Origin of the sequence: Kitasatospora sp. NPDC093102 (genome assembly GCF_040683915.1) — a bacterium.
Classification (GTDB): Bacteria; Actinomycetota; Actinomycetes; order Streptomycetales; family Streptomycetaceae; genus Kitasatospora.
In genome coordinates this window covers 119,099-131,143 of sequence record NZ_JBFBFA010000019.1, presented here as the reverse complement: position 1 = coordinate 131,143, position 12,045 = coordinate 119,099, and the positions used below count along the sequence as shown (strand labels likewise).

At 75.4% G+C, this 12,045-nt stretch carries 13 protein-coding genes; 4 read left to right on the top strand and 9 right to left on the bottom strand.

From position 1 onward, the window contains the following. The first annotated feature begins 105 nt into the window (after window positions 1-105). Window positions 106-903 (top strand): AraC family transcriptional regulator, encoded by a 798-nt coding sequence (locus tag AB0O11_RS23630; RefSeq protein ID WP_363390317.1) that lies wholly within the window; start codon window positions 106-108, stop codon window positions 901-903. 9 nt (window positions 904-912) lie between these two features. Here AB0O11_RS23630 and AB0O11_RS23625 read toward each other — a convergent pair whose 3' ends face one another. The 4 genes from AB0O11_RS23625 to AB0O11_RS23610 all read right to left on the bottom strand — a co-directional run bounded on the left by AB0O11_RS23625 (window position 913) and on the right by AB0O11_RS23610 (window position 5,004). Further along, entirely contained in the window at window positions 913-1,899 is a 987-nt protein-coding gene (locus tag AB0O11_RS23625; protein ID WP_363390315.1) for an iron-siderophore ABC transporter substrate-binding protein, read from the bottom strand. Between the two features lie 167 nt (window positions 1,900-2,066). Continuing rightward, on the bottom strand, window positions 2,067-2,882 hold the full coding sequence (locus tag AB0O11_RS23620; RefSeq protein ID WP_363390313.1) for an ABC transporter ATP-binding protein: 816 nt from the start codon (window positions 2,880-2,882) through the stop codon (window positions 2,067-2,069). After that, on the bottom strand, window positions 2,882-3,964 hold the full coding sequence (locus AB0O11_RS23615; protein ID WP_363390311.1) for an iron chelate uptake ABC transporter family permease subunit: 1,083 nt from the start codon (window positions 3,962-3,964) through the stop codon (window positions 2,882-2,884). Before AB0O11_RS23615 ends, AB0O11_RS23620 begins: the two co-directional genes overlap by 1 nt. Continuing rightward, window positions 3,961-5,004 carry an iron ABC transporter permease gene (locus tag AB0O11_RS23610; protein ID WP_363390309.1) on the bottom strand — a complete coding sequence of 348 codons (1,044 nt, stop codon included), beginning with the start codon at window positions 5,002-5,004 and terminating at the stop codon, window positions 3,961-3,963. The genes AB0O11_RS23615 and AB0O11_RS23610 overlap by 4 nt, the downstream gene beginning before the upstream one ends. Window positions 5,005-5,102: 98 nt before the next feature. Here AB0O11_RS23610 and AB0O11_RS23605 point away from each other — a divergent pair, with 98 nt between their 5' ends. Continuing rightward, window positions 5,103-5,735: an HAD family hydrolase gene (locus tag AB0O11_RS23605; protein ID WP_363390306.1), complete on the top strand. Its 633-nt coding sequence runs from the start codon at window positions 5,103-5,105 to the stop codon at window positions 5,733-5,735. 19 nt (window positions 5,736-5,754) lie between these two features. On the opposite strand, the gene AB0O11_RS23600 is transcribed toward AB0O11_RS23605, so the two are convergent. Then, window positions 5,755-5,985 carry a hypothetical protein gene (locus AB0O11_RS23600; protein WP_363390304.1) on the bottom strand — a complete coding sequence of 77 codons (231 nt, stop codon included), beginning with the start codon at window positions 5,983-5,985 and terminating at the stop codon, window positions 5,755-5,757. A 476-nt stretch (window positions 5,986-6,461) separates the two neighbouring features. On the opposite strand from AB0O11_RS23600, the gene AB0O11_RS23595 reads away from it, so the two are divergent. Then, window positions 6,462-6,845 (top strand): cold-shock protein, encoded by a 384-nt coding sequence (locus AB0O11_RS23595; RefSeq protein ID WP_188300873.1) that lies wholly within the window; start codon window positions 6,462-6,464, stop codon window positions 6,843-6,845. 36 nt (window positions 6,846-6,881) lie between these two features. Here AB0O11_RS23595 and AB0O11_RS23590 read toward each other — a convergent pair whose 3' ends face one another. The 4 genes from AB0O11_RS23590 to AB0O11_RS23575 form a co-directional block, all read right to left on the bottom strand. Then, window positions 6,882-7,736 carry a 1,4-dihydroxy-6-naphthoate synthase gene (locus AB0O11_RS23590; RefSeq protein ID WP_363390301.1) on the bottom strand — a complete coding sequence of 285 codons (855 nt, stop codon included), beginning with the start codon at window positions 7,734-7,736 and terminating at the stop codon, window positions 6,882-6,884. After that, the gene (locus tag AB0O11_RS23585; RefSeq protein WP_363390298.1) at window positions 7,721-8,506 is read right to left on the bottom strand and encodes a futalosine hydrolase; all 786 of its coding nucleotides are present in this window, start codon (window positions 8,504-8,506) and stop codon (window positions 7,721-7,723) included. The genes AB0O11_RS23590 and AB0O11_RS23585 overlap by 16 nt, the downstream gene beginning before the upstream one ends. Window positions 8,507-8,516: 10 nt before the next feature. Then, the gene (locus AB0O11_RS23580; protein ID WP_363390295.1) at window positions 8,517-9,050 is read right to left on the bottom strand and encodes a hypothetical protein; all 534 of its coding nucleotides are present in this window, start codon (window positions 9,048-9,050) and stop codon (window positions 8,517-8,519) included. Window positions 9,051-9,123: 73 nt separating this feature from the next. Further along, complete coding sequence (locus tag AB0O11_RS23575; protein WP_363390334.1) at window positions 9,124-10,446, bottom strand: MFS transporter; 1,323 nt, start codon at window positions 10,444-10,446, stop codon at window positions 9,124-9,126. A gap of 581 nt (window positions 10,447-11,027) precedes the next feature. Here AB0O11_RS23575 and AB0O11_RS23570 point away from each other — a divergent pair. Further along, entirely contained in the window at window positions 11,028-11,909 is an 882-nt protein-coding gene (locus AB0O11_RS23570; RefSeq protein WP_363390332.1) for a DUF3027 domain-containing protein, read from the top strand. Window positions 11,910-12,045 lie beyond the last annotated feature (136 nt).

Below are 12,045 nucleotides of genomic sequence, written 5' to 3'. Positions count from 1 at the left end.
GCATGGACTCCCTCCTCCGCCTTGCGATGCACGCACCCCAACGCCGCCCCGCCCGCCCTCCGGGCGGACGACGGGGGTTTGAAGACGGACCCTAGCCTGGCCGTCATGGACTCCCCGGACTCTCCCGACCTCGGCCGCGGTGTGCTCCACCCCGCCCGGGCGGCCGGGCTGATCACCGTGGACCGGCTCGCGCCCGACCCCGCCGTGGCACGGTTCGTCGAGTACTACTGGCTGGTCCGCTGGGACCTGCACGACCTGCCACCCTACGAGCAGAAGGTGCTCGCCCACCCCAACGTCCACCTGGTCTTCGAGGCCCCGCGGGCACGCGTGTACGGGGTGGACCGCTCGCTCTTCGTCCGCCGCCTGGAGGGCGCCGGGCACGTGCTGGGCGCGCGGTTCCGCCCCGGCGCCTTCCGCCGGTTCGCCGGGCACCCGGTGAGCGGGCTGGCCGACCGGTCCGTGCCCGCCACCGGGTACTTCGGGCCCGCGGCCGACCGGCTCACCGCGGAGATCCTCGGGGCACCCGACAGCCCCGCCGCCCTCGTCGACGCCTTCCTGCGTCCCCGGCTGCCCGCGCCCGACCCGGTCGCCGCCGAGGTCGCCGCCATGGTGGACCGGATCACCCGCAGGCCGGACCTGTGCCGGGTGGACGAGCTGGCCGCCGAGCTGGGCCTGACCGTCCGCCGCCTCCAGCGCCTGTTCGCCGAGTACGTCGGCGCCTCCCCGAAGTGGGTGCTGCGCCGGGCCCGTCTCCACGAGGCCGCCGAACGCGCCCGTACCGACGGCGAGTTGGATCTGGCCGCGCTCGCCGCCGAGCTGGGCTACGCGGACCAGGCCCACCTCACCCGGGACTTCACCGCTGCCGTCGGCGTCCCCCCGGCCCGCTACGCCGGGACGCGCTGAGCCGGGGTCCTACGCCCCCAGGAAGCGTTGCAGCTCGGCCAGCACGTAGTTGGCCCCGGTGTACCCGATCCCCTGGAACCACAACTGGTCGTCCACCGGGAACGCCCGGTGCCCCTTCACCGCCGCCAGCGCCTGCCAGCCCTGGCTCGCCAGCACGGCGTTGGCGCCCGACCGCTCCGGATCGCCGTACGTCGCGTACAGCAGCAGATCGCCGTCGGTCCTGGCCAGCTGGTCCGGTGGGACCTCGACGTCCGACTGGTCGACGTTCTGCGAGTCCGGCCGGCCCACCTGGGCGTCGGCGAGCACCGTCCCGGGGAAGCTCTGCCGGCCGAACACCCGGATGCCGCCGCCCTCCACGAACCGCACCAGGCTCACCCGGCGCCCCGACAGCTTCGCCGCCGCCAGGGCCTGGGCCACCTGCCCGGCGTGCTTCTGGTACGCGCCGGCGAAGGCCGCCCCGGCCGCCTCCCGGTTCAGCGCCTGGGCGTGCAGCTGGAAGTCGGCCTTCCAGGACGCCCCGGTGGTCCGGGTGAGCACGGTCGGGGCGATCTCCCGCAGCTGCTCGTAGCGATCGCCGTCGCGGGCCTGGTTGGAGAGGATCAGGTCCGGCCGCAGCGCCCGTACGGTCGGCAGGTCGGGTGCGCCGGCCGGGCCGACCAGCCGGATTCCGGTCGTCCGGGAGGCCGGCCAGTACTCGGGGTAGCGGGTGTCGCGGGCCGGGAGCGCGGCGCCGACCGGGGTGATGCCGAGGGTCAGCGCGGAGTCGAGCGCGTCGGTGTCCAGCACGACCACCCGCATCGGCGCGCCCGGCACCACCACCGGGCCGGTGGCGGCGTTCACCGTCACCGGCGGCACCGGGGTCGGGGACGGCGAGGCGCCGGTGGCGAGGCCGTCGGTGGTCGCCGGGGCCGGCCGCCCGTCGGTGCAGCCGGTGGCCGCCGTGAGCGCGGCTCCACCGAGACCGGCGAGGAGGGTGCGGCGGGAGATCCGGGGCATCGGCGGTCCTCTGGCGGCGGGGCGGGGTGCCGTCGATTATGTCCGAAAAAGCGCCTAAAGTTCCGTTAAGTGTGAGTTCCGTCAGGCGGGGGGAGTGCCGCCGGGTGCGCTCCCGGCCTCCTCAGACCCCGCCTCCTCAGACCCCGCCCCCTCAGACCCCCGACTCCTCAGGCCTGCGCCGCCGCCTCCCGTGCCGCCCACGGGGCGCCCGGCACGACCAGCGGCGTGCCGGTCACCGGGTCCGGTACCACCACCGAGTCCAGCCCGAACACCTGCCGCACCAGCTCGGCCGTCACCACGTCCCCGGGCGCGCCCTGCGCCACCACCCGGCCGTCCCGCATCGCCACCAGGTGGTCCGCGTACCGGGCGGCCTGGTTGAGGTCGTGCAGCACCGCGACGACGGTCCGGCCGCGCTCGACGTTCAGCCGGCGGACCAGGTCCAGCACCTCCACCTGGTGCGCGATGTCCAGGTAGGTGGTCGGCTCGTCCAGCAGCAGGATGTCGGTGCCCTGGGCGAGCGCCATCGCGATCCAGGCGCGCTGGCGCTGGCCGCCGGACAGCTCGTCCATGCTCCGCTCGGCCAGCTCGGCGGTGGAGGTGCGCTCCAGTGCCTCCGCGACCGCCGCCTCGTCCTCCGGCGACCACTGCTGCCACCAGCTCTGGTGCGGCTGGCGGCCGCGCGCGACCAGGTCCGCCACCGAGATGCCCTCGGGGGCGGTCGGCGACTGCGGCAGCAGGCCGAGCCGCTGGGCGATCCGCTTGGTCGGGATCCGCGCCAGCTCCTCGCCGTCCAGCAGCACCGCGCCCCGGACCGGCTTCAGCAGCCGGCCGAGGGCCCGCAGCAGGGTCGACTTGCCGCACGCGTTCGGGCCGACGATCACCGTCACCCGCCCGTCCGGGACGGCCACGTCCAGGCCCTCGACGACCGTGCGCGCCTCGTAGGCCAGGGTGAGGCCCCGGGCCTCCAGACGGTGAGCGGACATCAGGAACCTCCACGGCGGGATCGGATCAGCAGCCACATCAGGTACGGCGCGCCGACCATGCCGGTCACCACGCCCACCGGCAGCTCGGTCGGAGCCAGCAGCCGCCGGGCGATCAGGTCGGCGAGGACCACCACCAGCGCGCCGGTCAGCGCCGAGCAGAACAGCGGGACCTGCGCCGAGCGGGCCAGCCGCAGCGCGATCTGCGGGGCCATCAGCGCGACGAAGTCCACCGGCCCGGCGGCCCCGGCCGCGCAGGAGGCCAGCACGATGCCCAGCAGCGCCATGCCGAGGCGGATCCGGTCCAGGCGCAGGCCGAGGCCGACGGCGGTGGCGTCGTCGAAGGAGATCGACCGCTGGGCGCGGGCCGCCCACAGTGCGACCGGCAGGGCGGCGAGCAGCACCCGGGCGAGCCAACCGGCCTGGTCGTAGCCGACGCCGTTCAGGCTGCCGGTCATCCAGACCTTGGCGGCCTGGGCCTGGAAGCCGTCGCCCTTGGTGAGGAAGACGGAGGTGAGGGAGGACAGCGCGACGCTGATCCCGATGCCGATCAGCACGAAGCGCTGCGCGTGCAGGCCGCGCCGCCAGGCCAGCGCGTACACCAGCAGTCCGGCCACCAGGCCGCCGGCCACCGCCGCGTACGGGGCCTGACCGGTCGAGCCGACCACGCCGTACGCCATCAGGCCGACCACGGTCGCGGTCGCCCCCCAGGTCACGCCCACCACGTCGGGGCTGGCCAGCGGGTTGCGGGCGACGGTCTGGATCAGTGCCCCGGCCAGCCCGAGTGCCAGGCCGACCAGCAGCCCGACCACCACCCGGGGCAACCGGAACTCGCCGACCACCAGCTCGTGCGGGCTCGGCTGCCCGAGCACCACCTTGACCACTTCGCCCGGCGGGACGGTGGACTCGCCCAGGCACAGCGAGGCCACCACCGTCGCCGCCAGCGCCATCAGCAGCCCGACGGCGACGGCGACCGAGCGCCGGTGCACCAGGAACGACGCCGGCCCGGCCCGGACGACGGAGTAGCCCCGCAGGGAGACGGAACCCGTGCCGGGGGCGGAACCCGTGCCGGGGAGGGAAATCATGCCGCCACCACCTTCCGGCGGCGGACCAGGGCCACCAGCACCGGGACGCCGACCAGGGCCGTCATGACGCCCGCCGGGACCTCGGACGGGGGGAACAGGACCCGGCCGAGGGTGTCGGCGAGCAGGAGCAGCGCCGGGCCGAGGACGGCGGAGAAGGCGAGGATCCAGCGGTGGTCGGCGCCGGCCACCGCGCGGGCCGCGTGCGGAACGGCGAGGCCGACGAAGGCGATCGGGCCGGCCGCCGCGACCGCCGAGCCGGTCAGGACGGTCGCGCCGAGCGCACCGACCGCCCGGACCAGGCCGGTCCTGGCGCCCAGCCCCTTCGCGGTGTCGTCGCCGAGCGCGAGCGCGTCCAGCCCGCGTGCCACCGCGACCACCAGCACCGTGCCGACGGCCAGGAACGGCAGCAGCTGCCAGGCCACGTCCGAGGTCCGCCCGGAGAGCGAGCCGACGTGCCAGAAACGGAACTGGTCCATGGTGGCCGCGTCGGTGGTCAGCACCAGGGTGTTGAGCGAGGCGATGAAGGCGGACGTCGCCGAGCCGGCCAGTGCCAGCTTGATCGGCGTGGCCCCGCCCCGGCCGCGTCCGGCGAGCCCGTACACCAGCACGGTGGCGATCACCGCGCCGACGAAGCCGAACCAGACGTACCCGGTGAGGGTGGAGACGCCGAAGCCGGAGATGGCGACCACCACGCCGGCCGCCGCGCCCTGGGAGACGCCGAGGATGCCGGGGTCGGCGATCGGGTTGCGGGTCAGGCCCTGCATGACGGCCCCGGCGAGCCCGAGCGCCGCGCCGACGGCCAGCCCGACGACGGTGCGCGGCACCCGCAGCTCGCGGATCACCACGGCGTCGGCGGTGTCGCCGCCGCGCAGCAGGGCGTCGAGCGTGTCGCCGAACGGGACGGTCCGGCTGCCGATCGCCAGGCTCAGCAGCACCGCGGCGGCCAGGACGGCGAGTGCGGCGGCGAGCCACAGTATTCGGCGCCGCGGCGCGCGGTACGGCGCGCGGGGCGCACCGGGCGGTGCGCTGGTGTCGGTCATGGGCCCTCTCCGCAGACAACTCAGGTAAACCTAAGTTCAGCTGCGAAGCCCGGGCAAATTGCCTCGTGGCCGCGGCACCCGGCGGGTAGCCTGGCGGCATGCCCGCGACGCCACCCGCCCAGCTCACCGTCGGCTTCGACCTCGACATGACGCTGCTGGACACCCGGCCGGGTGTCCGAGCCACCTACCTGGCGCTCTCCGCCGAGACCGGCACCTACATCGACGCCGACCTGGCGGTCACCCGGCTGGGCCCGCCGTTGCTGGACGAGATCCGCAACTGGTTCCCGGAGGACGAGGCGGAGCGGATCGTCGACCGCTACCGCGAGCTCTACCGCGACCACGCCTTCGCCCCGACCGTGGCCCTGCCCGGCGCGCACGCCGCCGTCGAGGCGGTCCGCGCCCACGGCGGCCGGGTCGCGGTGATCACCGGCAAGTACGAGCCGAACGCCCGCCTCCACCTGGAGCACGCCGGGCTGGCCGTGGACACCGTGATCGGCGACCTGTGGGCGGAGACCAAGGGCGAGGCGCTGCGCGAGCACGGCGCGAGCGTCTACGTCGGCGACCACCTCGGTGACATCCGGGGCGCCCGGCACGCGGACGCCGTCGCGGTCTGCGTGCCCACCGGCCCGTACAGCGCGCAGGAGCTGCGCGAGGCGGGCGCGGACGTGGTGCTGGCGGACCTCACCGGCTTCCCGGACTGGCTCGCCGGGCACCTGGCCGAGCGCGGCTAGACCACGGCCGCGGCGGCCCTCAGGGCCCGACCCGGCGGCGCTGGGCCCGCGCGTTCAGCAGCAGCCCGGTCAGCGCGGACAGGAAGCCGGCCGGCATCAGCATGCTCAGCCAGTACGCGGCCGTCGGCAGCGGCGTCAGGTGCAGGAACAGCGGGACGAAGGTGACCAGGGTGGCGAGTGCGCCGAGACCGAAGACGATCGCCCCGGCCTTGACGTACACGTCGCCGGGGTCGGCGCTCTGGCTGCTCACGTCTGCTCACTCCTACGGGCCGGTCGGAACTGCCCCCAGTCTGGCAGAGCGGCCGTCGGGGAGGCCCACCGGAGCGGCCCGGTCACGTTGCGCAGTTTCCCGGCAGCTGAACGTTTTGATCCCTGTTGAGCGGGGGTATGCACGGGGTGCCGAGGGGCGCTACAGGTGCGCCCCGCGTCCTCAGACCCGGGGGGTGTGAGCCGATGGACCGCGCGGAGCCGCGCCCCGGCCGTGCCAGTGCCGGGTTGCCCGTGACCGCGAGATCCCGTTTCCGCTGCCGCCCCGAACGGGCCTCGGAACGCGGATCCCTCGCGGAACGCGGATGAGGCAGTGACGGACCGTTAGTCTGCTTCCTGACCGCGTGCCGACCATGAGCGCCCACGGGCGCCGAGCCGAGGTCGGCCGCCTTTTCCCCACCACCCAGTGATCCCCGGCCCGGGCCGGGATCCCTCACACCCATTCGAGGACTGTTCGAGATGCCCACCGGCCAGGTCAAGTGGTTCAACGAGACGAAGGGCTTCGGCTTCCTGTCGCGCGACGACGGCGGCGACGTCTTCGTCCACACCAAGGCGCTGCCCGACGGTGTCACGTCGCTGAAGCCGGGCCAGCGGGTCGAGTTCGGCGTGGTCGCCGGGCACCGCGGGGACCAGGCGATGGCGGTGCAGCTGCTGGACGCACTGCCCTCGGTGGCCGCCGCCCAGCGCCGGAGCGCCGACGACATGGCGCCGATCGTCCAGGACCTGATCACCACGCTGGACGCGGTGCTGCCCGGCCTCCAGCGCGGGCGCTACCCCGCCAAGCCGACCGGCCAGAAGCTGGCCGGCCTGCTGCGCGCGGTGGCCGACCAGTTCGACGTCTGAGGCGTCGGGAGAAGGATCACCCGACGTCTGGAGCGATCACCCGAACGCGAGCGCACCCGGGTCGAGCGGGGGCACCAGCCCCTCCGCGGCGGCCCGGGTGAGCAGCGCGCGGACGGCCGCGTAGCCCTCCTCGCCGAGGTCCTCGGTGAACTCGGTGACGTACAGCCCGATGTGCTGCTCGGCGACGTCCAGGTCCATCTCCTGGGCGTGCGCCAGCACGTACTCGCGGCTCGCCGCCGGGTCCGCCCAGGCCTGCCGGACGGAGGCGCGGATCGCGTCGCCGATCTCCCGCAGCCGCTCGGTGCCGAGCGAGCGCCTGGCGACGATCGCACCCAGCGGGATCGGCAGGCCGGTCTCCTGCTCCCAGGCCTCGCCCATGTCGGCCAGGCTGTGCAGGCCGTACTGCCGGTACGTGAAGCGGGCCTCGTGGATCACCAGGCCGGCGTCCACCCGGCCGTCCCGGACGGCGGGCATGATCTCGTGGAACGGAAGGACGACGATCTCGCCGAAGCCGCCCGGCACCGCCTTCGCCGCCCAGAGCCGGAACAGCAGGTAGGCGGTGGAGCGCTCGGAGGGCACCGCGACGGTCTTCCCGGCGAGGTCGGCGGGGGAGCCCACGCCCGGCAGGGTGAGCACCAGCGGGCCGCAGCCGCGGCCCAGCGCGCCGCCGCAGGGCAGCAGGGCGTACTGCTCCAGGACCCAGGGCAGCGCGCCGTAGCTGATCTTCAGCACGTCCAGCTCGCCGCGCTCGGCGAGGCCGTTGGTGACGTCGATGTCGGCGAAGGTCACCTCGGGGGCGTCCGCCCCGGGCACCAGGCCGTGCGCCCAGGCGTGGAAGACGAAGGTGTCGTTCGGGCAGGGCGAGTACGCGATGCTCAGCCGTTCAGCCACGGCCGGCCTCCTCGATCGGTTCGTGGCCAAGCAGCCAGTTCGTGGACGGGCAGCGCGGCGAAGGCCCGCTCCAGGGCGGCCAGCGCCTCTCCGATCCGCCAGGCGGCCCGGTCGCGCGGGCCCACCGGATTGGACACGGTGCGCAGTTCGAGGGCCGGCACGCCGTACCGGGCGGCGGCCTCGGCCACGCCGAAGCCCTCCATCGCCTCGGCCGCGGCGCCCGGGTGCCGGGCGGCGAGCTCGGCGGCCCGCCGGGCGCTGCCGGTGACGGTGGAGACGGTCAGCACCGGGCCGACGGTGAGGCCCGGGCCGCCCAGCGCCTGCGCGGCCAGTGCGACGGCCGCCGGCGGCGGGGTGTGCCGGACGGTGCCGAAGCCCAGCTCGGTGACGTCGGCGAAGCCCTCGGGGGTCTCGGCACCGAGATCGGCGGCGACGATCGCGTCGGCCAGCACGGTGGCGCCGACCGGGGCGTGCGGGGCGAAGCCGCCGGCGATCCCGGCCGAGACGGCCAGGGCGTACGGGTGGGCCGCCAGCGCGGCGGCGGAGGCGGCGGCGGAGGCGGCCGGACCGACCCCGGCGGCCAGCACGTCCACCGGCACCTGCCCGGCCCGGTGCAGCATGCCGCCGGGCAGCGGCAGCGTGGCGGCCCCGCCGGGCAGGCCGCGCAGCACGGCCTCGGACTCGGCGGCCACCGCGACGACGACGAGCAGCCGGGCCCGTGCGGGGCCCGACTGCTCGCCCTGGCCGTCGGTGACGGCGTGCGCGGTCATCGCGGGACCGTCAGCTGTTGTCCTTGCTGTTCAGCTGGAAGTACCAGACGGCGATCGGGGCCTCCTGGTTCGGGTCGCCCTCGACCACGGTCACCACGGTCTTGCCGCTGGAGTTCAGCACCTTGCCCGCGGCCTGGGCGCCGGACCAGGTCTGGCCCTTGGAGGCCGAGAACAGGCTGTAGCGGCCGCCCTGGTTGGCCGAGCCGCCGTTGGTGAAGGCCCACCAGCCCGTGTCGGCCACGTTCGGCGAGACACCGACACCGACCCGGTCGCTCCCCGCGACGTCCGAGGAGGGCAGCGTGCCGGCCTTCAGCGCCTTGCTCGCGTCCTCCTGGCACTGCTGCTGCTGGTCCTCGGTGAGCGGGCTGCCGCCGTTCCAGCACAGCGGCTGTGCGACGACCGAGGAGTTGCCGACCGTGAGCGTGGCCTGGTGGGAGATGTGCTCGGTCTGGCCGGCGGCGATGGCGACGGAGGTGCCCACCGTGGCGGCGCCGACCACGACGACGGCGCCGAGGGCGGCGATGGCACGGGAATTGAGGCTCATGCGTCAGAATCTACCGGGCCTGGTCGGTCACGCGACGCGGGGGTCGGCACCGCGTGTTGCCGGGCCGCTCCGGTCAGGCCACCCGGGGTGCCGCCGGGTGCCGCCGCAGGCCCACCCGGAAGAGCGAGCGGAGCGTCCACAGCAGCACCAGGCCGACCACCCCGGCGGCGATCGACAGGCCCACCTTCCCGTTCAGCGGCAGCAGGATGCCGACCGCGCCGCCGGCCACCCAGGAAAGTTGCATCAGGGTCTCCGAACGGGCGAACGCCGAGGTCCGCACCGTCTCCGGGACGTCCCGCTGGATCAGGGCGTCCAGCGCGAGCTTGCCCAGCGAGGCCGCCATCCCGGCCGCCCCGGCGACCAGAACCACCGTCACCACGCCGTACCAGAGGGCCGCCGCCGCCGTCGCGCAGGCCGCCATCAGCAGCATCGCGGTGACCGTCGCCTCCGGGCCCCGGGTGCGCAGCCAGGAGCCGAGCGCCGAGCCCAGCGCGTTGCCCGTCCCGGCGGCCAGTGCCACCAGGCCCAGAGCCGCCGTCGGCCGCAGCCCGCCGACCGGCTCCTCCCGCAGCAGGAAGGCCAGGAACATCACCAGGAAGCCGACCAGCCACCTCATCGCCGACATCGCCCGCAGCGCCAGGATCACCGAGGGGCCGACCGTGCGCAGCGAGGCCTTGACCGGTGGCGGTCCGTGGTGGATCAGGTGCGAGCCCTCGCCGTGCGCCTCGTCGTGCACCTCGCCGTGCAGGACGGCACGCTGTTCGCCCTTGGCGGAGTCCACCGCGGGCGGCAGGTGGAAGGCCATCAGGGTGCCGACCACGAACACCAGGAAGGCGCCGCGCAGCGGCCAGCCGGGCCCGATCAGGTGCAGCAGCCCGCCCACCCCGGCCGCCACGCCGGTGGCCAGCAGCCCGGCCAGGGTGACCCGGGAGTTCGCCTTCACCAGGGACAGCCGGTTCGGCAGCAGCCGGGGCACCACCACGCTGCGCACCACGCCGTACGCCTTGGACGCGACCAGCACGCCGAGCGCCGCCGGGTAGAGCGCGATGCCGCCGCCGACGATCACCCCGGCCATCGTCCAGGCCAGCACCGCGCGGGCCAGCATGGCCATCGCCATGGCCGCCCGGCGGCCGTGCGGCAGGCGGTCCAGCAACGGGCCGATCACCGGGGCCAGGAGGGCGAACGGGGCCATCGTGATCAGCAGGTAGAGCGCGACCCGGCCGCGGGCCTCGCCGGTGGGCACCGAGAAGAAGATGGTGGAGGCCAGCGCGACGGTGATCAGCATGTCGCCGAAGGAGTTGAGCGCGTGCAGCTCGATCAGCTTCGCGAGACCGGACTCGCCCGCGCCCTCGGCGGCGGTGGCCCGGCGGATCCGCCGGCCGGTGCCGTGCACCACCTTGCCGGTGCGGGAGCCGGCGGCGGAGGCGGTGCGGATCAGGAAGTGCCGGCGGGGCTCGGGGGCCTCCTCCTCGTCCGGCTCCCGCGGGATCAGGTCGAGGGCGTCGAGGGCCACGGCCTCGTGCAGGTCCACGGGGTCCGCGGACGCCTCGGGGTCGTCCGCCGGCTGCGGTTCGTCCGCGCCGGGGACCGGAGGCTGCTGTCGCAGCACGGCGTCCGTCCGGTCGGGGCTGCCGGCCTGCGGGGCGCGCAGTGTGTGCTGCGACGGGTCATGGTCCGCCACAAGCCCATCCTGCCCCAGAATCGCCGAGCCGACGCGGGGGCGGGCTCCGCTCGGCGCGGCCCCGGAACGGCAGTGTCCGCCCCGGACTGTGCCGGGGCGCCGACCGGCGGGTAGCCTGCCCAGGGTCGACCCGCCGGGGCGCCGGGGCGCCGGCAGGCCGGTCGAGCGGCGCGGCCGGTACCCGAGGGGGCTCCCGGTCGCGCAGAATGGACGAGGGACACCAAGCCGCGACGGAACAGGCAACACGCCGTGGGCGACAGAAGAACTGGGAGAGAATCGACGCCGTGAGTGCTGCGATGCGAAGCCGTACCCCCGACCGGCTCTGTGCCGAGGCCGTCGAACTCGCCCGCCGGGCAGCCGAGGAGGCCGTCGGGGCGGAGGCCGTCGGGCCGCACCTCGGCGTCCAGGCGGACGCCGACCGCGTCGTCACCCACACCTTCGAGTGCTTGGACGCGGCCTACCGCGGCTGGCACTGGGCTGTCACCGTCGCCCGTGCGCCGCGCGCCAAGAACGTCACCCTGGACGAGGTCGTGCTGCTGCCCGGTGACGACGCGGTCCTCGCCCCCGAGTGGGTGCCGTGGAGCGACCGGCTGCGCCCCGGCGACATGGGCCCGGGCGACCTGCTGCCCACCGGCGCCGACGACCTGCGGCTGGAGCCCGGCTGGACCGGCGAGGACGAGCCCGCGCCGAACTCCGCGGCCGCCCTGGCGGACGACGAGGACCTGGTCGTCACCGACCCGCACGTCCAGCCCGCCCCGGCCCGCGCCCGGATCAACGCCGTCGCCGAGGAGCTGGGCCTCGGCCGCAGCCGGGTGCTCTCCCGGCTCGGCCTGCACCTGGCCGCCGAGCGCTGGGAGAAGTCCCACGGCGCGCAGACCGCGATGGCGCAGGCCGCTCCGGCCTCGTGCGCGAGCTGCGGGTTCCTGGTCCCGATCGGCGGCACGCTCGGACAGGCCTTCGGCGTGTGCGGCAACGAGTTCGGCCCGGCCGACGGCCAGATCGTCTCCTTCGCGTACGGCTGCGGCGGACACTCCGAGGCGGCCGTCATCCCGGCTCCGCCGGCGCCGTCCGAGCTGATCCTGGACGAGCTGGTGGTCGAGCCCCTCCCGCTGCACCCGGACCGCGCCTCCGGTTCCGTCGAACCCGACGCCCCGGCCGAGGAACTCGGCCACTCCTGAGCCCGGGGGCCTGCCTTCGGGCCCCAGACCTTCGCGGCCCGCCCGGTGACCGACCGGCGCGGGCCGCGGTGCTTCCCGGGCCCCTGCGCGGCCGTCCGTCGGGCCGTGGGCGACGGGGCCTTGGTCGGGAGCAGTC

Coding starts and splice junctions, on each gene's coding strand:
- AB0O11_RS23630 (WP_363390317.1), top strand. CDS start 106: ATGGACTCCCCGGACTCTCCCGACCTCGGCCGCGGTGTGCTCCACCCC.
- AB0O11_RS23625 (WP_363390315.1), bottom strand. CDS start 1,899: ATGCCCCGGATCTCCCGCCGCACCCTCCTCGCCGGTCTCGGTGGAGCC.
- AB0O11_RS23620 (WP_363390313.1), bottom strand. CDS start 2,882: ATGTCCGCTCACCGTCTGGAGGCCCGGGGCCTCACCCTGGCCTACGAG.
- AB0O11_RS23615 (WP_363390311.1), bottom strand. CDS start 3,964: ATGATTTCCCTCCCCGGCACGGGTTCCGCCCCCGGCACGGGTTCCGTC.
- AB0O11_RS23610 (WP_363390309.1), bottom strand. CDS start 5,004: ATGACCGACACCAGCGCACCGCCCGGTGCGCCCCGCGCGCCGTACCGC.
- AB0O11_RS23605 (WP_363390306.1), top strand. CDS start 5,103: ATGCCCGCGACGCCACCCGCCCAGCTCACCGTCGGCTTCGACCTCGAC.
- AB0O11_RS23595 (WP_188300873.1), top strand. CDS start 6,462: ATGCCCACCGGCCAGGTCAAGTGGTTCAACGAGACGAAGGGCTTCGGC.
- AB0O11_RS23585 (WP_363390298.1), bottom strand. CDS start 8,506: ATGACCGCGCACGCCGTCACCGACGGCCAGGGCGAGCAGTCGGGCCCC.
- AB0O11_RS23580 (WP_363390295.1), bottom strand. CDS start 9,050: ATGAGCCTCAATTCCCGTGCCATCGCCGCCCTCGGCGCCGTCGTCGTG.
- AB0O11_RS23570 (WP_363390332.1), top strand. CDS start 11,028: ATGCGAAGCCGTACCCCCGACCGGCTCTGTGCCGAGGCCGTCGAACTC.